General features: G+C 29.5%; 20 protein-coding genes. 6 read left to right on the forward strand and 14 right to left on the reverse strand.

Translation table 11 applies throughout. From position 1 onward, the window contains the following. Positions 1–11: 11 nt before the first annotated feature. Positions 12–668 carry a metalloregulator ArsR/SmtB family transcription factor gene (locus ACZ5B9_RS11285; protein ID WP_464422673.1) on the reverse strand — a complete coding sequence of 219 codons (657 nt, stop codon included), beginning with the start codon at positions 666–668 and terminating at the stop codon, positions 12–14. A 294-nt stretch (positions 669–962) separates the two neighbouring features. Between ACZ5B9_RS11285 and trxA the strand changes: the two genes are divergently transcribed. Beyond that, positions 963–1,274 carry a thioredoxin gene (gene trxA / locus ACZ5B9_RS11290; RefSeq protein ID WP_464422674.1) on the forward strand — a complete coding sequence of 104 codons (312 nt, stop codon included), beginning with the start codon at positions 963–965 and terminating at the stop codon, positions 1,272–1,274. 152 nt (positions 1,275–1,426) lie between these two features. After that, entirely contained in the window at positions 1,427–2,362 is a 936-nt protein-coding gene (gene trxB, locus ACZ5B9_RS11295; protein ID WP_464422675.1) for a thioredoxin-disulfide reductase, read from the forward strand. 94 nt (positions 2,363–2,456) lie between these two features. Here trxB and ACZ5B9_RS11300 read toward each other — a convergent pair whose 3' ends face one another. After that, entirely contained in the window at positions 2,457–3,431 is a 975-nt protein-coding gene (locus tag ACZ5B9_RS11300; protein WP_464422676.1) for an acyltransferase family protein, read from the reverse strand. A gap of 351 nt (positions 3,432–3,782) precedes the next feature. Here ACZ5B9_RS11300 and ACZ5B9_RS11305 point away from each other — a divergent pair, with 351 nt between their 5' ends. The 4 genes from ACZ5B9_RS11305 (at position 3,783) to ACZ5B9_RS11320 (ending at position 7,113) form a co-directional block, all read left to right on the forward strand. Continuing rightward, on the forward strand, positions 3,783–4,823 hold the full coding sequence (locus ACZ5B9_RS11305; protein ID WP_464422677.1) for a tetratricopeptide repeat protein: 1,041 nt from the start codon (positions 3,783–3,785) through the stop codon (positions 4,821–4,823). A 36-nt stretch (positions 4,824–4,859) separates the two neighbouring features. Continuing rightward, positions 4,860–5,792: a dihydroorotate oxidase gene (locus ACZ5B9_RS11310; protein ID WP_464422678.1), complete on the forward strand. Its 933-nt coding sequence runs from the start codon at positions 4,860–4,862 to the stop codon at positions 5,790–5,792. Between the two features lie 89 nt (positions 5,793–5,881). Beyond that, on the forward strand, positions 5,882–6,616 hold the full coding sequence (locus ACZ5B9_RS11315) for an NAD-dependent protein deacylase (protein ID WP_464422679.1): 735 nt from the start codon (positions 5,882–5,884) through the stop codon (positions 6,614–6,616). A 32-nt stretch (positions 6,617–6,648) separates the two neighbouring features. Further along, complete coding sequence (locus tag ACZ5B9_RS11320) at positions 6,649–7,113, forward strand: low molecular weight protein-tyrosine-phosphatase (protein ID WP_464422680.1); 465 nt, start codon at positions 6,649–6,651, stop codon at positions 7,111–7,113. A 642-nt stretch (positions 7,114–7,755) separates the two neighbouring features. Here the strand turns inward: ACZ5B9_RS11320 and ACZ5B9_RS11325 are convergent. The 12 genes from ACZ5B9_RS11325 to ACZ5B9_RS11380 form a co-directional block, all read right to left on the reverse strand. Then, entirely contained in the window at positions 7,756–8,694 is a 939-nt protein-coding gene (locus ACZ5B9_RS11325) for a branched-chain amino acid transaminase (RefSeq protein ID WP_464422681.1), read from the reverse strand. A gap of 169 nt (positions 8,695–8,863) precedes the next feature. Beyond that, positions 8,864–10,666: a S1 RNA-binding domain-containing protein gene (locus tag ACZ5B9_RS11330; RefSeq protein WP_464422682.1), complete on the reverse strand. Its 1,803-nt coding sequence runs from the start codon at positions 10,664–10,666 to the stop codon at positions 8,864–8,866. Positions 10,667–10,731: 65 nt separating this feature from the next. Further along, entirely contained in the window at positions 10,732–11,025 is a 294-nt protein-coding gene (locus ACZ5B9_RS11335) for an HPr family phosphocarrier protein (RefSeq protein WP_021769408.1), read from the reverse strand. Between the two features lie 214 nt (positions 11,026–11,239). After that, positions 11,240–12,337, reverse strand: a complete 1,098-nt coding sequence (locus ACZ5B9_RS11340) for an OmpA family protein (RefSeq protein ID WP_021769409.1) — start codon at positions 12,335–12,337, stop codon at positions 11,240–11,242. A gap of 442 nt (positions 12,338–12,779) precedes the next feature. Then, on the reverse strand, positions 12,780–14,816 hold the full coding sequence (gene glyS, locus ACZ5B9_RS11345) for a glycine--tRNA ligase subunit beta (protein WP_464422683.1): 2,037 nt from the start codon (positions 14,814–14,816) through the stop codon (positions 12,780–12,782). A gap of 59 nt (positions 14,817–14,875) precedes the next feature. Next, positions 14,876–15,478: a hypothetical protein gene (locus ACZ5B9_RS11350; protein WP_464422684.1), complete on the reverse strand. Its 603-nt coding sequence runs from the start codon at positions 15,476–15,478 to the stop codon at positions 14,876–14,878. Beyond that, positions 15,471–16,727, reverse strand: a complete 1,257-nt coding sequence (locus ACZ5B9_RS11355) for an AAA family ATPase (RefSeq protein ID WP_464422685.1) — start codon at positions 16,725–16,727, stop codon at positions 15,471–15,473. The genes ACZ5B9_RS11350 and ACZ5B9_RS11355 overlap by 8 nt, the downstream gene beginning before the upstream one ends. Positions 16,728–16,770: 43 nt before the next feature. Then, positions 16,771–17,646, reverse strand: coding sequence for a glycine--tRNA ligase subunit alpha (glyQ, locus tag ACZ5B9_RS11360; RefSeq protein ID WP_455035879.1), 876 nt, complete (start codon positions 17,644–17,646; stop codon positions 16,771–16,773). Positions 17,647–17,652: 6 nt separating this feature from the next. Then, complete coding sequence (locus tag ACZ5B9_RS11365) at positions 17,653–18,351, reverse strand: hypothetical protein (RefSeq protein ID WP_464422687.1); 699 nt, start codon at positions 18,349–18,351, stop codon at positions 17,653–17,655. Between the two features lies 1 nt (position 18,352). Beyond that, positions 18,353–18,820 carry a signal peptidase II gene (gene lspA / locus ACZ5B9_RS11370; RefSeq protein WP_464422688.1) on the reverse strand — a complete coding sequence of 156 codons (468 nt, stop codon included), beginning with the start codon at positions 18,818–18,820 and terminating at the stop codon, positions 18,353–18,355. A 107-nt stretch (positions 18,821–18,927) separates the two neighbouring features. Beyond that, positions 18,928–21,720 carry an isoleucine--tRNA ligase gene (ileS, locus tag ACZ5B9_RS11375; RefSeq protein WP_464422689.1) on the reverse strand — a complete coding sequence of 931 codons (2,793 nt, stop codon included), beginning with the start codon at positions 21,718–21,720 and terminating at the stop codon, positions 18,928–18,930. A 239-nt stretch (positions 21,721–21,959) separates the two neighbouring features. Then, positions 21,960–23,549, reverse strand: coding sequence for an L-lactate permease (locus tag ACZ5B9_RS11380; RefSeq protein WP_464422690.1), 1,590 nt, complete (start codon positions 23,547–23,549; stop codon positions 21,960–21,962). Between the last annotated feature and the right edge of the window lie 38 nt (positions 23,550–23,587).

Genomic DNA, 23,587 nt, shown 5'->3' on the forward strand with positions numbered 1-23,587 from the left:
TAAAATCAAACTCAAAAATTATCATATTTTTTCCAATCATAATAACTTTGATTCAAGCTGTAAGCATGAAATCCATTATCATTCAAAAATTTGGAAGCAAGATTTGCATAAGCACAGTTTCGCCCTCTACAGTAAACAATTATTTCCTTGTTTTTAGGTAATTCTTTCAGATTTTCTTCAAGATTTTTCATTGGAATATTTATTGCGTTTTCTATATGGCTTGAATTAAATTCATCTTCTGGACGTAAATCTATTATTAAAGTTTCTTTACTTTTTACCATTTCGTAAGCCTGCTCTAAAGTAATTGGACGGATTTTCATACAGCTATCATTAAATTCATTGTGTATCCGCTGAATATCTGCCAGTTGCTGCTCTCCTACCCCAATCAGAAGATACACCAAGTCAATTATTTGTGTATTTGCGATTTCATAAACAACATAATTCCCCTTTTTTTCGCTAATAACTAAGTTTCCATCCTTTAAAATTTGTAAATGTCTTGAAGTGTTTGCAATGCTCATCCCTGTTTCATTTGAAATACTTTCCACAGTTTTTGCCCCTTGAACTAATAAATCCAATATTTCGATTCTTTTTTCACTGGACAGGCATTTTCCTATTTTTGACAATCCTGAATATAAGCTATTTTTATAATTTTGACATATTTTATCCATTTAATTCAGCTCCTTTTTACTTTCTTTATTTATACTAAAGCTCTTTAAAACCAAACTTAAAAATTATTATTTTAATCTACAAATTCACTTAACCTTGACTAGCTGGATATTAAATTTTGATATATTTTCAAAATTTTATAATAAAAGTATTGACAATTTATTTTAAATATGATAGTATTCAATTACTTAATTGAATAGTTGATTTTCTAAAAATAGTATAACACAATTTTTTAAAAAAATGAACTATAAATTATAAACTTAATAAAATTGACTAAAGAAAGAGGTTGATGTAAAATGGCATTAAATTTAAATAAAGATAATTTTGAGCAAAGTATTTCAAGTGGAGTAGCTCTAGTAGATTTCTGGGCAGAATGGTGCGGACCTTGTAAAATGCAGCTTCCTATCATTGAAGAATTTTCAAGCGAAATGGAAGGAAAAGCTACAATTGGAAAAGTAAATGTAGATGAAGAATTGGAATTAGCACAATCTTTTGGTATTCAAAGCATCCCTACATTAATTTTATTCAAAGATGGAAAACCTGTAAAAAAATTAGTTGGATTACATTCAAAAGAAGCACTTTATGAAGAAGTAAACCAAGTATTATAGAATTTGAGCAAAATATATTATTTAAAGAAATATTTATTTATAAAAAAGTCTAGCGGTTATTTTTCAATTCTGCTAGGCTTTAATATTAAAAAAAATTTAACTAAGTTATAATTTATAAAACGAAAAATTGTAAAAAAGGAATGGTGAAAAATATGTATGATTCAGTAATTATCGGATCAGGACCAGCAGGACTGACAGCCTCAATTTATCTAAGCCGTGCTGGATTAAAAAATATAATAATAAATGGAATGGAACCAGGTGGACAATTGATAACTACAACAGAAGTTGAAAATTTTCCTGGATTTCCACAAGGAATTTCAGGTCCACAGCTAATAGAGGATATAAAAGCTCAATCAAAAAATTTTGGAACTGAATTTCTACAGGCAGTTGTAAAAGATATTGAAAATGTAGAAAATAATGGTAAGAAAACATTTAAGCTACATTTAGATAACGGAAATATAATAGAAGCAAAAACAGTAATTTTATCAACAGGAGCAAGTGCAAAATACCTTGGAATTGAAAATGAAAAAGAAAATATAGGAAAAGGGGTTAGTGCATGTGCCACTTGTGATGGATTTTTCTACCGTGGAAAAGATGTTGTTGTAATTGGTGGTGGAGATACTGCGATGGAAGAAGCTGTCTTTTTAACAAAATTTGCCAACAAAGTTACAGTTATTCACAGAAGAGATACGTTACGTGCTTCAGCAATTATGCAAAAAAAGGCAAAAGACAACAGCAAAATCGAATGGAAACTAGACTACACTCCAAAAAAAGTACTGGCTGATGAAAAAGTTACAGGAATAGAGCTTATAAATAACAAAACAGGCGAAACTGAAACTTTAACAGCAGATGGAATTTTTGTAGCAATCGGAAGAACTCCAAATACAAAATTTCTTGAAGGTAAAATAGAAATTGACGAAAGAGGCTATATTGTAACAAAAGGAAAATCTTCAAAAACAAGTACTTCTGGAATCTTTGCAGCAGGAGATGTTCAAGATGGCAGATACCAGCAAGCAATTATTGCGGCAGGAAGTGGAGCAATTGCAGGACTTGATGTGGAAGAATATTTAAGAGAAAATGATTTATAATTTTTAATCTCTAAAAAATAAATATTAAATAAAAAAGAATATGTACCGATAAACTGAATAATAAATATTACAAAGTTTATAGGTACATTTTTTATTATATATATTTTTCACACAAATATTTATAAAATTTATTTTCTATTAGATATTTTGTTAAATTTGCCATGAAAAACACCATAAAAAGGTAAATTGTAAAATCAGTATAACTTTTAATCTCACCTACAAATTTTTCAAATACAATATACAAGGGTCTATGAAGTGCGTATATTGAATAACTTAGTCCACCAAGATAAATAAAAAATTTATTTCTTAAAAATTTACTGAAAAAATAATTATCTAAATATAAAAATACAATCAAAGGAACAAAAAATAAAGCAATAACAGTAGAATTATAAGGTATTAATTTATTATATGGTACAAATAATAAAAACAAAATATAAATTATTGTAAAAAATGAATAAATATTTCGCTTTTTTACATTTTTTATTTTATCGTAAAGTAACATACCAAGAGAAAAAGTACTAATATACATTAACGGATTATATTTTATAAATTCAAGTACTGTTCCACTATTGGAATTTTGTTGAAAAAGATAATTATAAAAATAATAAACATAAAAATTAATAATTATAACAAACCATACAAAATACTTATTTCCACGAAATTTTAGTAATACAGGAAACAAAAGCAGTAAGAAGGTCAAAACAGACAAATACCAAGCTGATGAATTATAACTTAGGGATCTATTAAATATCCAAGACTGTACTAAAAGAAGATTGTAGATAATTGTTCCACGAAATTTTAAAGTTAATAAAAGTGACAAAAAATAAACTGGATAAAATTTAAAAAATCTTGTCTTGTAAAATACTTTTGCATCAAAAAACTTAGTTGAATAAACATATGTTAAAAAAAATCCTGAAAGCAAAAAAAAGAAAAATACCCAAGCAATTCCATATTCCATTAAAAAAGGCAATTTGGGTAGAGAAAATGAACTGTGTATCCCTAAATGATAATATAGAACTGACAATGCTCCAATAAATCTAAAAATCTCAAATTGACTGTATTTTTTCATAATTTTCCCCTTCCTGTTTTCAAAAATTGTATTTAAAAAATTTTATTTTGATTATATCACACTTTCCTATCAATTCAAAGGATTTTCAAAAATAATTTTTTTTGTTCTGAAATAGTATGACAAATATAAAAAAATATAGTATAATATAGTATGTTCAAACTTATTTAAAATTACACTAATAAAAATTAATCAAACTTAGGGATTGGTTAGAATAGTTATCACTTTTAAATTCAACTTAAAGTGATTTTACTAGATATAATAAGTTTAAGTTTAATATCCAAACTTTGAATAGTAAAATTTCAAATTTGGAAACAATAAATAATAAATAATAAAAAATAGGAGGTTTGTTTTATGGAAAATATGGAATTTGAAGGTTTTGATAATATCGAAAATGATGATTCTGGTCGATTATATGAAATGGGTAAAAGCTACTACGACAGTGGCTCTGATATTTTAGCTGAAAAATATTTAAAAGAAGCAGCTAAAGGTGGAAATAGAAAGGCCTTTCTTATGCTTGCTGACATTTATCTGAAATATGATAAATTAAATTTCGCAGAAAAATATTTAAAAAAAATTGCTGATGGTGGAGATTTTGAACTTCAAGATAAACTTGGGACTGTTTATAAAAGAAAATCGAACTTTGAATTGGCAGAATATTATTACAAATTGGCAATAAATAATGGAAATCAAAAAGCTCAATATAATTTAGGAAATTTATATTATCTATATAAAAAGAAAAATTTGGCAATAGATTATTTAAAACCTGTTGCAGATGAAAGAGATCAGGAAGCTCAAGTATTACTTGCCAAAATCTATTATGATAATGGACAAGTCGATTTGGCTGAAGAATATTTACACAAAGCTAAAGATAATGGGGAATCATATTATTTACTTGGAAAGCTTTATGGAGAGAAACAGGATATCGAAACTGCTGAAAGACATCTTAAAACAGCAGCAGACGATTTTGATAATAAAAAAGCACAGGAAGTACTTTCAAAACTTTATACCGACAAAAATAATATGACTCTTGCAAAACACTATTTAACATTGCTTGCAGATGAAAACCATTTGGAAGCCTTTGCATTACTTGGAAATATATTTGCTGATGAGAAAAACTATAATCTTGCCTACACAAACTATGGACATTTTTTTGAAGGAAAAAAACGAGAAAATGCAAAAGTTGACATGAGAAAAATTGACGAATCAAAACTTAAATTCAATTTTGGAAAATGCTGTATAAAACTTGGAAAATTCGATGTGGCTGAGCAAAACTTGAAAGGTAGCGAATATCTAAAAATTTCTGATAATGTAATTGAAGTTGCAAAACTTTACGAAGAAGCAGAACAGTTAAAATTGGCTATCCAATACTACAAATCAGCTTTACATCTATAATTTAAAAAAATAAAATAATTAATCTTAGGAGGAAAAATGGCAACTACAAAAACATCGATCGGTAATTTTGAATTTGAAAACTGCTTTATGAATGCAGCGGGAGTTTACTGCTACGACAGAAATGAATTGGAACAAGTTATAAATTCAGAGGCTGGAACATTTATCACGAAAACTGCCACATTACAGTCCCGTCCTGGAAATCCAGAACCTAGGTATCATGACACAGCTCTAGGAAGCATAAATTCAATGGGACTTCCAAATTTGGGATTTGATTACTATTTAGATTATTTACTGGAATTACAGAAAACACATCCTCACAGAACTTTCTTTTTCTCGCTTGTAGGAATGTCAACAGAAGACACTCATGCATTACTAAAAAAAGTTCAGGAAAGTGATTTTAAGGGAATAACAGAACTTAACCTATCTTGTCCAAATGTGCCAGGAAAACCTCAAATTGCCTATGATCTGGAAACTACTGAAAAGCTGCTGGCAGATATTTTTTCATATTTCAAAAAGCCGCTTGGAGTAAAATTGCCTCCCTACTTTGATATTGTCCACTTCGATCAGGCAGCCGCAATATTCAATAAATTTCCATTGACATTCATAAATTGTATAAACAGCATTGGAAATGGGCTTGTAATTGAAGATGAAAGTGTTGTAATAAAGCCTAAAAATGGATTTGGAGGTATTGGTGGAGAATATATAAAACCAACTGCCCTTGCTAATGTTCACGCCTTTTATCAAAGGTTGAACCAATCTATTAAAATTATTGGAACAGGCGGTGTTCTTACAGGACAAGATGCTTTTGAGCATATTTTATGTGGAGCGAGCATGGTTCAAATTGGCACGACTTTACACAAGGAAGGTCCTAGCGCTTTTGAAAGAATAACTAACGAATTAAAAGATATTATGGATAAAAAAGGATATAAAACTATTGAAGATTTTAGAGGAAAACTGAAATATTTATAATTTTTTTACAATAAAATTTTTTAAATCCCTCTATTTCAATAGTGAATTTAATAATAGAAAAACAAAGTAAAAAAAGCAAGGTGATAAAAATGGATAAAATAAATTTGCTTCAAAAAACAATTGATGAAAGTAAAAGAGTTGTCTTTTTTGGAGGTGCGGGAGTTTCTACAGAATCAGGCATTCCTGATTTTAGAAGTGCAAATGGAGTCTACAATTTAAAACTTGATAGGAATTTTTCTCCAGAAGAGCTTGTTTCTCACACAATGTATGAAAAATATCCAGAAGAATTTTATGATTTTTATAAAAAACATCTTGTTTATCCAAATGCAAAACCGAATTTTGCTCATAAATATTTGGCAAAGCTAGAACAAGATGGAAAATTGGCGGCTGTTATTACTCAAAATATCGACTGCCTGCATGAAATGGCTGGAAGTAAAAACGTCTTGAAACTGCATGGAACTGTTGACAGCAATACTTGTGTTATTTGCGGTAAAAAATACAATATGGAAGAATTTTTAGAAATCTGTGAAACTGAAAACATCCCTCATTGTTCAAAATGTGGCGGAATTATAAAACCAGATGTTACTTTGTATGAAGAAGTTCCTGATCCAGATACTTTTAGAAAAGCAATAAACGAAATATCCAAAGCTGATACACTAATTATAGGTGGAACTTCACTTATCGTGTATCCAGCCACTTCCCTTATACATTATTTTCAAGGAAAAAATCTTGTGTTAATAAATAAATCCAAGACTGAGCAGGACAATTTTACAAATTTAGTTATACACGAAAGCATAGGAGAAGTTTTTAAAAAATTAAAATAATTAGATTAAAATAAAAAAATAAAGAGGTGAAAATGGTAAAAGTATTATTTGTCTGTCTAGGAAATATATGCCGTTCCCCAATGGCAGAAGCAGTCTTTCGCGAAATGGTAAAAAAGGAAAAACTTTCGGACAAAATCATTATTGATTCAGCAGCGACAAGTTCATGGGAACACGGAAATCCAGTTCATCACGGTACTAAAACTAGGCTCGCCAAAGAAGGAATAAGTGTAAAAGGAATGTATTCCAGAATTTTAAATAACGATGATTTGGATGCCGATTATATTATTGGGATGGACGAAAGCAATATAGAAAATATCAAACTTTTTACAAATGGAAAAAATAAAGGCGAAATAAGAATGCTGTTAGAATACGCAGGAGAAAAACGGGAAATAAAAGATCCGTGGTTTACTGGCGATTTTGATACAACTTATGATGATGTAGTAAAAGGTTGTAAAGCGTTGTTAGAATTTATTAAAAAAAATGATTTGAATATTTAAATTTATAAATAAGACTTTTGAGAAAATAATTTTCTTAAAAGTTTTTTTGATTTAATCTAAACAATATTTAAATAACTAATTTATTATAATTTTTTTTAATAGGTTCTAATACTATTCCCCGTTTAAATAACGAATGAGTAAAGAATTAAAACTTTTATATAGTTTCTATTTTATAATGGAATTTAATATTAGTTTTTTTCTTTTTTTGGCAAGATTGCTCATTGTCACAACCCCTTATCTTGTATTAAAGGTTTATCCTAATAATTAAAACAAAAAAATTATAGTTTTGTATCCAAATTTTTTTATCAGATTTTTTTATAATAACAAAAAGAGAGACGTTTTTAAATAACCATCTCTCTTCCCAAATTTTACATTACTATTTAATTTCCCAAGAAATTTCAATCTTTTGGCATGCCTTAATTCTCTCACAATTAAATTAATTAACGTAAAAAATTATATCTAAATTTCAGTTTTTTATAATTTTTCAATAATTTTTTCTTATCATCACTTCTCTTTCAACTATATTTTACTCTCAATTTATCTTAAATACAAGTTTTTTTCAAAATAATAAAAAAATTATTGATAATAATATAAAAAGTACACCTTCAATGCCTTTTTCAAACATTTCCAGTGTACTTACCTTTATTCTACAATAAATAACCATTCAGAAGACAATTCATGTTCTCCATTGATTACTTTTTCATATTCTGATTTTAACAATTTATGAAATTTACCTGCTTGTGGTTTTGCATTAAAGTCTAACTTCCCAATAGGACGTTTGTCCAATGATTCTGCATAAGTAATTTTCATTGCTGTTCCTGTTACTAGCAGTTCGTCTGCTGTGAATACCATTGATCTGTCAATTTTTCCACGATTTATTTTATATCCATTGTGTTCTAATAATTCCAATGCTGATCTTACTGTAATTCCTTCAAGAGCTGCATTTCCAGTATCAGGGATTATTATTTGCCCTCTGTAAACCAGTATTATATTTGCAACTGACACTTCTACCACGTTTCCAGCATCATCAAACATTAATGCATCATCATAACCGTTTCTTTGAGCGTCACTTGTCGCAAGGAACGAGTTAATGTATGAACCTCCTGCTTTCGCTTTCGTAGGAATTGCCGAATCATTATACTTTCTATAAGTCGAACTCATTAAGTTCAGTCCGCCTTCTGTACTTACATAATCTGCAAGCGGCAGCATGTAAATTGCCAAATCAAAGTCTAATCCTGCTTTTTTAGGTGACAATCTAGGCTCTTTACAAAATACAAATGGACGCATATAAAAATCTTCTTTTACATCGTTTTTCTTAACTAAATCTGTAACAATATCCTTAAATTCATCCCAAGTTATAAAATATTCAAATCCTAACATTTTTGACGCATTCATTAATCTTATATAGTGATCTTTCAGTCTAAAAATCGCTACTTTCCCATTTCTGTAATATCCTCTGATTCCACCAAAGCAAGTTGTTCCATATTGTAAACTGTGTGTAGCAATACTAACTGTTGCTTTTTCAAATTCCACTATTTCTTTATCGAAATATGCAAATTTCATAAATTCTGTCTTTGCCATCTAATTTTACCTCCATGTATTTCAGTATTCTAATATTTACTTTTATATTTTAGCACTTTTTTAAAATTATGTAAAATTTATTTTTTATAATTAACTATATATATTATATATGTTCAAATGCTAAAATTATAATTCTTTCTTAATTTTATTATATTTTGAATTTGTAAAATTAGACTCCATAAACTTTCATAAGTTCATCCATCTCTTTTTTCTCTTCCATTTCCTGAACTTTTTTTACAGATAACGCAATTGATTTTCTCTTATCATTAATATCTGTAATTACAGCCTCAACTTTATCTCCAACAGAGAATTTTTCAGAAATATCCTTCAAAAATTCTTCTGCCAATTCCCGTTTTGGTATAATTCCGTTAAATCTGTCTGTCAATTTAACAAGTACAAAGTTTTCCTGAATTTCCACAATCTCAGTATTTACAATATTCCCTTTCTTATATTGCTCTGTAACTTCCTTCCAAGGCGATTTTTCAAGTTGCTTGATACTTCCAGAAAGTTTTTTATCAAGTTTATCAACTACTATTACTTTAAATTCTACTTCATCGCCAACTTTATATTCTTTATGTTCTTTTCTGTCCCATGAAAATTCATTTTTGTGAATAAACACTTCGATTCCTTTTTCAAGTTCTACAAAAATTCCGTAATCTTGAACATTCATAACTTTTCCTTTAAACGCATTATCAAAGTCATAAGTTTCCTCAAGAACTTCCCATCTGTCATCAAGCAATGCTTTAGCACTTAAAGTAATTCTATTTTTTTCATCATTAAAGTCAATTATTTTAAATTTGATTACGTCTCCTGCCTTATATTTTGAAGACAAGTTAGTTTCTCTCTTATACGACAAGTCAGATACATGTAAAAGTCCGTCAATATCTTTTTCCAATGAAATTAACAATCCAAAGTCAAATACTTCTGTTATTGGTTTTTCGATAATATCTCCGATGTGATATTTTTCCTTAACTGTATCCCAAGGGTTTTCTGACAATTGTTTTACACTTAACTTAACATTTTTCTTTTCATCTTCAATTTGAATAATTTTTGCAGAAAATTTGTCTCCTTCCTTGTAGTTTTTAAGCTCTTTAGCTCCATTGTGCCAAGCCAACTCTGACACATGTACAAATCCAGAATTTCCATCAACAGTTACAACTAACCCAAAATCAAGCACATCCTTCACAACTGCCTCAACTACATCTCCTACATTATGGCTTGCCGCAAATGCAACCCAAGGGTCTTCTGATAATTGTTTTATGCTTAATTTCAATCTATTTTTTTCAACGTCCTTTTCAATAATTTTAGCACTTATTTCATTACCAATTTCATATTTTTCAGTCAAATTATCCACTTGATCCCAAGAAATTTCAGATATATGGATAAATCCGCTAGTTGCTTCCAAGTCCAAAATAATACCAAAATCGAATACTTCCTTAATTTTACCAGTAACTACATCTCCAATATTTACTTTTTCAAAGTATTTTTCTTCTTCAATTTTTATTAAGTCGCTTCTTGAAATAGTTATGTTGCTCTTATTTTTTTCCTTTATTAAAAATTTAAATTTTTGTCCTGTATAATCTTTATTTTTGTCAAATCTGGCAAGTGAAAATGGTAGAAATGCTTCATTTTTTCCAATTTTTACAGTGTATCCACCTTTAATTTTCTTAATAATTTCTCCTGTTACAATGTCGTCTACATTAAATGAGGCTAGTTCTTTTGCCTTATCCAATAAAAATTTTGAAACAATGATATTGTCTTCATCTTCTCTTAAAACTTTTACTTCAATTTTATCTCCTATTTCAAAATCTTTAACTTCACTAGCATAAATTCTTCCTTCTTTTTTTGCATTCAAATCAAGAAATCCGAAATCAAGCTCTTTTCTAGTTATTACTCCTTCCACTACATCTCCAGATTTTTTTTCTTCTGGCAAATAATCTTCCAACAATACTTCAAATTCTTTTTCGTTCATTTTGTACTCTAGAACTACTTATATTAGCTAGTTCTTTCTCCCTTCTTTATATTTTGTTTATAAAATTATTTTTCAAAAAATTTATCAATTTCAATTATTTGTCTTAATTCTTCCAATAGTTTACTTTCTTCATCAAGGTTCTCTCCATTTTCTGAAACAGCCCTAAGTTTTAATTGTTCTCCTTTTGCTGCTCCAAGAGTCATCACTCCAAATACATTTTTTCCATCAATAATTTCATTTTCTCCAATTTTTTCTATTTCCAAAGTTACTTTGTATCGTTTTGCAATATTTACAATTTGCCCTGCAGGACGTGCATGAACTCCCTGTTCATTTTTTATTTCCACAACAATTTCCTTCATAACTTTCCTTCCTGATTGTTCAAATGCTTTGTTTTACGATATTTAATATCAAAATTTAAACAATACGAATATAAACCTATGTAAATAATATCATTTATTGCATTAAAAATCAATATTTATATAAATTTTTTATAAAATCAATATAAACAAAAAAAGAGAGACATAATTAAATGTCCCTCTGAATACTTATAAATTTCTATTTTAATTTAAAAGATTATTGGTTAATAAATCTTACGTTACTAAAGTCAACGTTTTGGAAGAATAATTCAACTCTTCTGTTGTTGTATCTTCCATCAACAGTATCGTTAGTATCAGCTGGATTTTTTTCTCCTTGTCCAGTGATTGTTCCATAAGATATTGAGTTTTTCAATCCATAGTCTCTTAACAATCTAGCAACATTTTGTGCTCTTGCTACTGATAATTTTTGGTTATAAGCATCTGATCCAGTTGAATCTGTATGTCCAACAAAATCAATTGATCCACCATCAGCAAATTGGTTAATTACACCTGCGATAGTTCTTAAGTCAGCAGCTTCGTTTTCATTAGGTACTCTACCGTCAACTTTAAATCCTCTAATTACACATTTTTTATCTTCTACTGAACAGCTAAATGGTAATGTTGCAGTATTATTAACAATTGGTGCTGGTTCTGGAGCTGGTGCAGGTACTGGAGTTGGTACAGGTACTTGCACAGTTTGAGTTATAATTTTAGGTGATCTGTCATTTTTCAATTGTCCAAATCTATATCCTACTCTAACTCCTACTGAATCAGTATAATTTCTTGTTCTATATGCATCTCCTACAGTATTAGTTCCTTTAACTTTAACGTTTGCTCTTTCATAAATAGCTTCTAATGAAACTGGTCCAAATTCAGTTCCTAATCCTGCAGCTACATATAATCCACCTTTAACATCATTATTTACATTTTTAGTTTCTTTAGCAAAATTATATCCTGCTCTTCCTAATACGTATAATGCGTCATTTCCATTGTTAGTTGTGATTAAATTAAATTTACCTAAAGCATAAACTGGAACATTTCTCATTAATTTAGCATTATCATCTCTTCTTTTGATTTTACCAGAGTTAGCTGATAATTTGTATTCTGCTCCTAATCCCCACTCAAATTCACCTTGGTTGTCAACGATATATTCTAAACCAAGTGTTGGTCCATTTTTAAATCTATAGTCTTCACTAAATTCACTTGAACCTGCTTTAAATTTTCTGTAGAAATCATATCCACCTTTAACTTGGACTTCAGATGCTACAGCATTTAAAGCTAATAAAGCTGTTCCTAAAATAACTAATTTTTTCATTTCAATTCCTCCTGAATTTCATTTTATTTTCTCTAACTTTTAAATTAGTACTGTTTTCTCCTAATCCTCTTAATAAATTATACAACATTTTAGGTGAAAAATCAATACTTTAGCTTTTACATTAAAAACATTCTTTAGCTAAAACTTTTTGTTTTACATATATATGATAACATTTTTTTAATAAAAAGTCAATAAAAAAATCTTTCAATTCTTTGCTTTAAGCTCTATGTTTAGTACTTTTTCCTATGTAAAACTCTTAGTTTTCTTGACTTGTAAGTCATTTTTAAAAAATTTTTTTTTTGATTTTTTGAGCAAAAATTACTTTAAAATCAAACTCAAAAAAACTAAATACATCTAAATTTTTAACAAATTGTAAGTTCTTTTCTAAGCCTATTTTACTGAACAAACTATAGATTTTCTATTATTATTTTATTTTTAGTTTTTATATATTTATCATTTTATCAATAGAAATTTCTAATTTTTTCAATAATGCAATACGATTTTCTTTCAATTTTTTGTTATCAACATTAATTATTACATTATCAAAAAATTGATTAATTGTAGAGGCATTATTTAGCAATGTTTCAATATAATTTGAAAAATCTGTATTTTCAATACTTTCCAATTGATTTGCTAAATTATGCAATGTCTTTTCTTCTTCCAGTTCAAATAAAGTACTGTCAATATTTAGATTTTCATTTTTTTCATCTTTTACAATATTTTTTACACGTTTTAAAAGATTTATCAAAATTTCAAAGTTTTCAGTTTGTGATAATTTCAGAAGTTCAGATAATTTTTTATCAAGTTCCGCAACATTGCTTTCAAGATTTATCTCATAATTTATAAGATCTTTTTTATATTTTTCAGAAAGTACGTTAATTATTCTTTGTTTAAAGAACTCTGTAACATCTTTTACAACATCTTTTTCCAACACTTTTTTATCAGCTGAAAAAATTTCATAAGCCTTTTCAATTAATTCTTTGTAGTCAAAGGATAATTTTGAATTTAATACAACTTGTATAATTCCTTGTGTAGCACGTCTTAATGCATAAGGATCTTTCGAACTTGTCGGTTTTAATCCAACTGCAAAACATCCAATTACTGTATCCATCTTATCAGCTATTCCAGCGATAGCGCCTTCCACAGTTGTAGGTAGTTCATCTCCTTGATAACGAGGCAAGTAATGTTCAAAAATTCCAAGTGCCACATCTTTATCTTCGCCTTGCTTTTCAGCATAAACAGAACCCATAAACCCTTGTAATTTTGTAAATTCCTTTTCTCCAATTACATTTGAAACAAGATCGGCTTTTGCTAAATCCACAGTTCTTATAATATTTTCCTTCTTATCATTTAAATTTAACTCTGAAATCAGATATTCAGCAATTTTCTCACTTCTTTTAACTTTTTCGAAAATTGTTCCCATATCCTTTTGGAAAGTAACTTCCTTTAGTTTTTCCACATTATCTGCAAATTTATTTTTCAAATCCTCGTCAAAAAAGAATTTTGCATCCGCAAGCCTCGGCTCTACAACCTTTTCGTTCCCTTTTTTCACAGTTTCCGAATATTCAGGCGCATTTCTTATAACAATAAATTTATTTGATAATTTTCCGTCTTTATCTTTTACTGGAAAATATCTTTGATGAGTTTCCAATGTAATCGTGATAATATCTTCTGGAAGCTCTAAATAATCCTTGCTAAATTCACCTTTTATTGCATAAGGATACTCTACTACATTAACTACTTCATCCAATAAGTATTTATTGATTATCGCAGTATCTCCATCCTTTTCACCATTTTCCCTTATGCTTTTCAAAATTTCTTCTCTTCTTTTTTCACCATTTACAATAACAAAATTTTCAAGCAATATTTTTTCATAGTCAAACGGATTATTAATCTCAATGTCCTGAGAAGCAAAATATCTCATTCCACGAGTCTTATTCCCACCTTTTAGCCCTTCAAACTCAAAAGGTAAAATTTCTCCATTATCAAACAAAGTTACAAACCATTTAATCGGTCTTACAAATCTGAATGTTCTGTCCGCCCATTTCATTGACTTTTCAAACTCTATTTTCTTTATCGCATTTTTCAATATTTCAGGTAAAATCTCCTTAGTATTTTTTCCTGCAATAAATTTTTCAATCGAAATATATTTTCCCTTTTCATTTTCAATAATCTTTATATCATCAGTCGTAGCACCTTGCGACTTCACAAACCCTTCCCCAGCTTTCGTAAGCTGCCCATCCTTATAAGCAATCTCGACCGAAGGCCCTACGCTTTTTTTATCCAAATCATCTTGTTTTTCAGCTAAATCCTTTATAATCGCAGTAACTCTTCTAGGTGTACTAAACGATTCAATGCCTGAAAACTTGATTCTTTCAGCCTTTAATTCATTTTCTATTATTTTTTTCAGATCTTTTTCTGCCTGATCCACATATCGTGCAGGCAATTCTTCCAATCCTATTTCAAAAAGAAAATTCATAATTAATTCTCTCCTTTACAAATTTACATTTTTTTTAACTATTTTTCTAAACAATATTCTTAATTTTCCATCTTTTTTACAAATTTTTCCTCAAATTCTTCTTTTGAGTAAGTGTGTACATTTTTGAAGCAATATCCTTTGAATTTTTCAAGCCCAAAACAAATGATTTCATCTTTATCAAAAGTATTTTCTCCAACTGATAAACTACTTCCTTGATTTACAAAATAATTTCCAATCTCTGAAATGGAATTCTTTTCATTTGGTGAATTTTTTTCTTCATTGTAGACTAAAATATAATTTGTAATTTCTTTTAAAGTATTTAAAGATTTTTTCTCAATATCTCCTAAAACAAACATACTATTAAGAATTTTTAACTCTATATCCTTTAATTTTTTTATATCAATTCTATTAGACTTATCAAGTAATTTCCCATTTTTAAATTCAATAAAAGTATATCTTCTATCGCTATGTAAAAATAAAACATCATTTGTTTTTAGCTGAATGCTCAAATTATTATTTCTAGTGTACTTATCTCCTCCAACACTATCAAAATTAATTACTTTAATTTGACTTTCTGTCATATATTCTTCATTGTTATCATCTTTTGAAGTTTGCTTTAATGTAGAAGTATTATATATTTTCAAATTAATTTTTTTACTCATCTAAATCACTGCTATATCTAATATTTTCTAAATCCTGAATCGGTCTTGCTAATTTTCTATAAATTTCTCTTGTATTTCCTGTTAAATCTTTTATAATACTACTATTTCCTTCATTTTCAGCCACATAATATTTACATTTATCATCAATTTTATGTCGTTCTGAAAAAACTTCAATTGCATTTAAAAAATACGGACTATGTGTTGTCAATAAAATATGCATTCTAAACTCTTTTTGCAACAAAACTATTAACTCAGCAAATTTCAGTTGCCATTCAGGATGTAAATGTATCTCTGGTTCATCAAGAATGATTGTTCCATTTTCTTCTAAAGTTCCATTTTGTAATAACATTTTTATAATTGCAAAAGTTTTAAGCCCTGTCGATAAATTTTTTAAGTCAATATCTTCACCGTTTTTTCTATAAACAAATTTAGAATTTTTATTTTCCAAAATTTCTCCACTCAAAACACTGTTTAATTTTTGATAAATATTATTCAATTTTTTCTTTATTTTTATTTCAGAAATAACACTGTTTTCGTTTTCTGAAAAAACATTGGTTGCTAAATGTGTTTGGTGATTTTCATCATCGAAATCATAACTATCCAAAATAAATGGATTATCAATATACATCGTTTCTTTATTTATTAAAAAATAATTTTGAACATCCGAAATTTCATTATTTTCAATTTTTAAATCTATTTCTTTATCTTTTATTTTAAGACTTATTTCTCCAATATTCATTTTTTCTTTAGAAAAAATGGCATTAATTTGATTATGAAATTCTTTATTCATAACTCGTGAAACAATAACTTTTATGATTTCTTTGTCTGAAATTTTTAAAGTTTCATTTATTTCTTGAACAAAATTTGAAATATTTTCAATTTTTAAATCTTTTTTATAATTATTAATTATAATTTTTATCTCATCTTCTGAATAATCTTTATTTTCCTTCAAAAATTCTATAGCAATTTTTTCCCCCGTACTGTTAAAAATTTCAAAAAAAGAATTATAATCCGTTGAAAGATTTTTATAAACATTTTCTTTTATGATTTCATCTATAATTTTTTCTAACTCAGAAACTTTTTCATTATAAACTTTCTCATCAATTTCATAAAATCCATTAAAAACACTCCATAAAACTTTCCCAACCGTACTTTTTCCAGTATCATTTTCACCAGTAATAACAGTTATCCCATTTATCTCAACATCAGCTTCCTTCAGTTTCCCAACATTTCTTATCAACAATTTCATTCCACAGCCCTCCTTTCAAAAGAAGAATCCCCCTCTTTTATGTCTATTTATTTTTATTCAACAACGGGAATCCTAATCTCTCCCTTGCCTCCACAAATTTCTCTGCACACTTCTTAGCCAAATCCCTGATTCTTAAAATGTAGGACATTCTTTCTGTGGTACTGATTGCTCCTCTTGCGTCAAGGTTATTGAATGTGTGTGAACATTTTAGAACGTATTCATAGGCTGGAAATACTAAGTCGTTGTTTAGACAGTTTTGAGCTTCCTTTTCGTACATATCAAAAAGTTGGAAGTGCATTGGAACGTCTGCCACTTCAAAGCTGTATTTTGATAATTCGTATTCAAACTGAAATCTTCTTTCTCCATATTTTACACCTTTTGTCCATTCTAAATCTTTTACATCGTCCTTATTTTGCAAATAAAGTGCGATTCTTTCAAGTCCGTAAGTTATTTCAGATGGAACAATGTCAACTTCCAGTCCTCCAACTTGCTGAAAGTATGTAAACTGTGTAATTTCCATTCCATCCAGCCAAACTTCCCATCCTAATCCCCACGCTCCAAGCGTAGGGCTTTCCCAGTTATCTTCCACAAATCTTATATCGTGTTCCTTAGGATTAATTCCTAATGCCACTAAACTTTCTAAGTAAAGTTCCTGAATATTTTCTGGCGATGGTTTCATAATTACCTGAAACTGATGATGCTGGTACACTCTGTTGGGATTTTCACCATATCTTCCATCTTTTGGACGACGTGATGGCTCAACATAGGCAACATTCCAAGGCTCAGGACCTAACGACATTAAAAAAGTATCTGGATTAAACGTTCCCGCACCTGTTTCAATATCATACGGATTTGATATTATACACCCTTTATCTCCCCAGAACTTTTGAAGAGTTAATATAATTTCCTGAAAAGTCATTTTTCTCTATCCTTTCTTTTGATTTCTTTTTCTTAAAAGTCTTTTTAAATATATTATTCTTAAAGTTAATATTAAAATAGCAAAATATTTTATTATTTCATAACCTATTATCCCAATTCCTTTGTCTGAAAATGGTATAAAATAATCATCTATTATTTTATAAAATGTAGATTTTTCCTTTTTTTCTCCATATCTTCTTATAATTTTTTCTGGATTTTTCAGATTAAATTTTTTTACTTTCAGTTTTTCTTTTACTTGTTCTTCTGTCAAATGAAATAACTGATTTTGTGAATTTATTATAAAATAACCTGAATTCTTATTGTATTCTATTTTTTCTTTTCCAATTTTTTCTTCATCTAAAAATTTAGATATTGCTTCATCAAAATCATAAATATAACCAATCCAGTTATCTTTTATTTTATTTAATTTTTTTAAATATCCTTTATCTCCTAAAGAAAAACTTACTTCAGGAACAGCTCCATTGTATTCTGTTATGAGCAAATAATTAGCTATTTTTAATTCCGTATTTTCTTTAATTGGAAACCAAATATAGAAAAAATTAATAGTAAAAAACAATATAAATCCACAAATAATTAGTTCTGCCAATACTTTATTCTTAGAAAAATAAATAATAGTCAAAAATACAACAAATATTAATACTATAACAAAAAGAAGTAAAAAACCATAAACTGCAGCAAAAATCATGCTATTCACCTTTTTTTGTTTTATATTTTCTCGCCAAATAGTCAATTATAATAATATAAATACCAATATGCACATACATATCTGCCACATTGAATACGAAAGCCCAGATTCCTCGAAAATCTATCATGTCAATTACATATCCACGAAGAATTCTGTCAATCATATTTCCCGTAGCTCCAGCGGCAATTACTGCTACGCCTATTTTTGTCCATTTGCTGTAATTCTTAAAGTTTTTGTACTCTACAGCGATTACGTATATAATTAGAACTGCACTTGCTATTGTAAATAAATTGATTTTTCCTTGCAATAGACCGAAAACTCCGCCGTGATTTTCAACATAAGTCAAATGAAAAAATTTATCTATTATTGGTATAGAAAAACCTTGCACTCCACCTGATACATTGAACATCAGCTGCTTTGTAATCTGATCTAATGCAGCTAAAACCAAAATAATAATTATATAAGGCATTCTTTTCTCCTCACATTTTTTATTAACACATATTTGTAAAAAACGAACTAAATTAAGTTATTTTTATTTAGCTGTATTTAGCCCTATTTTACAAAATAAATTTTATGTTACATTTTTTCCAAAACGCTTGCACATCTTGGACATACATCTGGATGATTGTGATTATGTCCAACTTCCTCATCGTATTTCCAGCATCTTTCACATTTTTCTCCAGATGCTTTTTCCACAGCGATGTTAATTCCTTCGATTTCGCTTTCTGCTAAATTATCATTTGCAAATTTAACTTGAGATACGATAAACAAGTCAGAAACTTCATTTTCTGTGTAATCTTTTATAAATGAATATTCATCATTGGCAATGTTTAAAAGAACTCTTGCATCAAGAGAATGTCCTATTAATCCATTTTGTCTTTCTGCTTCCAGCTTTTTGTTCACTTCTCTTCTTAGACGTGCGATTTTATCCCATTTTTGTGCTAATTCTTTATTTAAGCATTCAGGTCTTGCTTCAATCCATTTTGATAAATGTACACTTTCTTCTTCTTTTAGTGATTCTGGAATTCTTTCCCAAATTTCATCAGCCGTAAACGACAATACTGGGGCAATTATTCTTACTAGCACTTTCAGAACTTCTGTCAATACAGTCTGTGTGCTTCTTCTTTCAATTGAAGTTGTTCCTTCGCAGTAAAGTCTGTCTTTTACTATGTCCAGATAGAATGAAGACATTTCCATTGAGCAGAAATATGTAATTTCCTGGAATAGACTGTAAAATTCGTATTTATCATAAAATTCTGTTGTTTTAGCCTTCAATTCTTCCAGTTTGTGCATTGCCCACTTGTCAATTTCAAACATATCCTTATAGTCAACTTTATCATTTGCATAATCAAAGTCATTTAAGTTACCCATCAAAAATCTGGCTGTATTTCTGATTCTTCTATAAGCATCAGACATTTGCTGCAAAATATTTTCTGAAATTCTTACATCTTCTCTATAGTCCACTGAAGATACCCACAATCTTAAAATATCTGCTCCATATTTTTCTGTAATATCTTTTGGAAGTATTGTGTTTCCAAGTGATTTAGACATTTTTCTTCCTTGACCGTCCATTGTGAATCCATGAGTTAGGATTCTCTTATAAGGTGCATCTTTTGTACTTGCGATTGATGTCAATAATGAAGACTGGAACCAACCTCTATGCTGGTCACTTCCTTCAAGGTACAAGTCTGCTGGTCTTGGCAAGTTTCTTGGCACTAGCACACTTCTATGCGAAACTCCTGAGTCAAACCAAACGTCCATTATACTTCTTTCTTTTCTAATATCCACATCTTTCAAGTTATATTTTTCCAAAAGTTCATCCCCGATAATTTCTTTGGCTTCATATTTCCACCAAATGTCAGTTCCTTCTTTTTTTACCATTTCAATTACTCTGTCCATAATTTCTGGCTCATAGATAACTTCATCAGTCGCTCTGTTGTAGAACAATGGTATTGGTACACCCCATACTCTTTGTCTTGAAATAGTCCAGTCTGGACGAGTTTCTAACATTGAACCAATTCTATTTTTACCCCAAGATGGTACAAATTCCACATCATCTAGTGCTTTTATCGCATTTTCCCTAATATCGCTTTCATCAACACTAATGAACCATTGCTCAGTCGCTCTGAAAATTACAGGTTTTTTACTTCTCCAGTCATGCGGATACGAGTGAACAAATTTGCTGTGATGCAGTAAATGTCCGCTTTCCGTCAAGTCCTGCACAATTACGTTACTTGCTTTTGCATAAAACATTCCTTCGTATTTTCCAGCTTCCTTTGTCATATGCCCTCTGTCATCAACTGGCGACAATACTCCAAGTTCGTATTTTCGTGAATAATTGTAATCGTCCGCCCCATGTCCAGGTGCCGAATGTACCGCTCCAGTCCCTGCATCAGCCGTAACATAGTCTCCAATCATTACTAATCCTTCCCTGTTCAGGAACGGATGTCTATAATGAGTTTTCTCAAGTTCAGTCCCTTTAAATTCCTTCAATAATTCATAAGAAATTCCAAGTGTCTTAAATACAGTTTCAGCTAGTTCTTTTGCTAAAACTAAATTCCCTTTTTCTGTTTTGTATAATCCGTAGTCAAATTCAGGATGTAAAAATACTCCCAAGTTTGCAGGTAATGTCCAAGGTGTTGTTGTCCAGATAAGAATACTTGCTTCTTCCACACCTAATTTATCTAATAAGTCCTGTGTCCCTTCAAATTTTACATAAATTGAATGAGATTCTACATCTTTATACTCGATTTCCGCTTCAGCCAAAGCTGTTTCAGTAGTAGGAGACCAGTAAACTGGTTTTAGCCCTTTATAAACATAACCATTTTCATAAATTTCCTTAAATACTTTTAACTGTTCCGCTTCATACTCAGGCATTAAGGTGATATAGGGATTATCCCAGTTCCCTAAAATTCCAAGCCTTTTGAATCCTTCTTTTTGTTTTTCTACCCATTTCAAAGCATATTTTTTACATTCCTGTCTAATTTGCAATGGAGTCATATTTTTTGCCTTTTCTCCAAGTTCTTCCATTATTTTCCACTCGATAGGAAGACCATGTGTATCCCATCCTGGAATATATGGTGCATTATAACCTCTTAATCTTTTGTATTTTAAGATAATATCCTTTAATATTTTATTTAATGCATGCCCAATGTGAATATCTCCATTTGCATATGGAGGCCCATCGTGCAACACAAAAAATGGTGCCCCTTCGTTCAATGATTTTTCATAAATTTCAGCTTTTTTCCAGTCCCTTAATGTTAAAGGTTCTTTTTGTGCCAAATTAGCTTTCATTTTAAAGCTCGTCTTTGGTAAATTTAGCGTTTTTGCATAATCAACTTTTTCTTCCATGTTATTGTTTTCTGACATTTCTCCTCCTATATTTTAAAGTATACTCGAACTTTTTAATATCTAACCTAAAATACTAAATATTACTAAGATTTTAATAAAATATACATAGTTTTTAAGGTTGATTTCAAAATAATTTTGCTATGCTCAAGTATATATTTAAAAATCGAAACAAGGAATGATAGACTTATTCATTTCACCTGTTCCGAAATTTTATATTTTCAATTCTAAATTTTAATTCAAATTTTTTATATTTTTATTTAATGTATCATTCCGCTTCCAACGAAAGTTAAAACCCCTAAAATTATCGCATACACTACAGAATATTTAATAGTGAATTTCAACATATCCCCTTCTTTTCCAACTAATCCAACTGTCGAAGCTGCAATCGCTATATTTTGAGGTGAAATCATCTTACCACCTGTAGCTCCCGCAGTATTTGCAGCGATAAATAATTCTTTTAATACATCACTACCTGGTTTTAGTCCATTAGCAACACTTGCCTGCAAATCTCCGAATAACAAGTTAGACGACAAATCACTTCCTGTAACAAATGTTCCAATTGTTCCTAAGAATGGCGAGATTAAAGGAAATCCTTTACCAGTAAGGCTTACGAATCCATCTGCAATGCTTTGAATCATTCCACTATGCTTCATAACTACTGATAACGCAACAATTCCCATAATTACCACAAGTGATGGTATTTTATGAACTGTTGTGTGCCATAGGACTTCTCCCATATCTTTAATTTTAGCTCTTTGGATAAATCCTGCGATAACTGTTGCTACAAATAATGGTGCCGCTGGTGCCAAAATCCATTTGAATGTTACTGATGGATCTGCTCCATTTTCGTTGAACCATTTAGCCTGATTTCCTAAAGCAAAGTTAAATTTAGTTGTTGTAGGTTCTAGTAAAGAATGAATGTGTTCCACAACTGGACTTGTTCCGATTATTAATATTATCATTAATATGTATGGTAACCATGCCAAAAATGCTTCCTTACCTGTAACTGGCTCTTTTTCAAACCCTTCTTCTTCCTTAATAAAGAATTTAATTGCAAGAATCATTAAAACCATCGCAAGTAAACTTGATAAGATTGTTGTTAATTCAGCTCCCATTGTCGCAGCTATAATCGGTTGAATCAAATATCCCAAAACTGAAGCTATGATTACTGCCAAAATTCCTTTTCCAAAAGCTGGATTTTTCCCTTCTTCTATTTCCTTGTTAGCCATTTGAACAATGATAAATGGTATAATACATGTTAATAGTAACAGTAACAATGATGTGAACAATGCTGTCTGAGTAGGATTTAGACCTAATTTTGAAACCATTGTTGTAACTGGCAGTCCAACTGTACCAAATGCTGTTGGTGTAGAGTTGGCAATCAGACAAATTAATGCTGCGTTTAATGGATTAAATCCAAGTGAAACCATTATTGCCGCTGGAATTGCAACTGCTGTTCCATATCCTGCAATACCTTCTATAAATCCACCAAATCCCCAAGCAAGTATTAATGCCTGTGCTCTTTTATCTGATGAAATGTTTCCTAGCATTTTCTTAACTGTTTCAATCTTTCCAGTTTTCACAGATAAATCATAAGCAAATAACGCAGCTATCACTACAAATCCAATTGGCATCCACGCCACCGCAAATCCTTCAAATATTGAAGCAATAATTCCCGGTATTGGCATATTCCATTTCTTTACAACAAATGTTAAAATAATAGCCACCGCTAAACTTGTATAAGCACTAAACATAGCCGATTTTTTCAATACAGCCAACAATACCAAAAATAAAATTATTGGTATCAATCCCACAAAAAATGGTATTAAACCTGCTAAAAATTCCATTTCTTCCTAACCTTCTTTCTATAATTTTCTTAAAACAA

This window comes from Leptotrichia sp. SK-5, assembly GCF_055387215.1.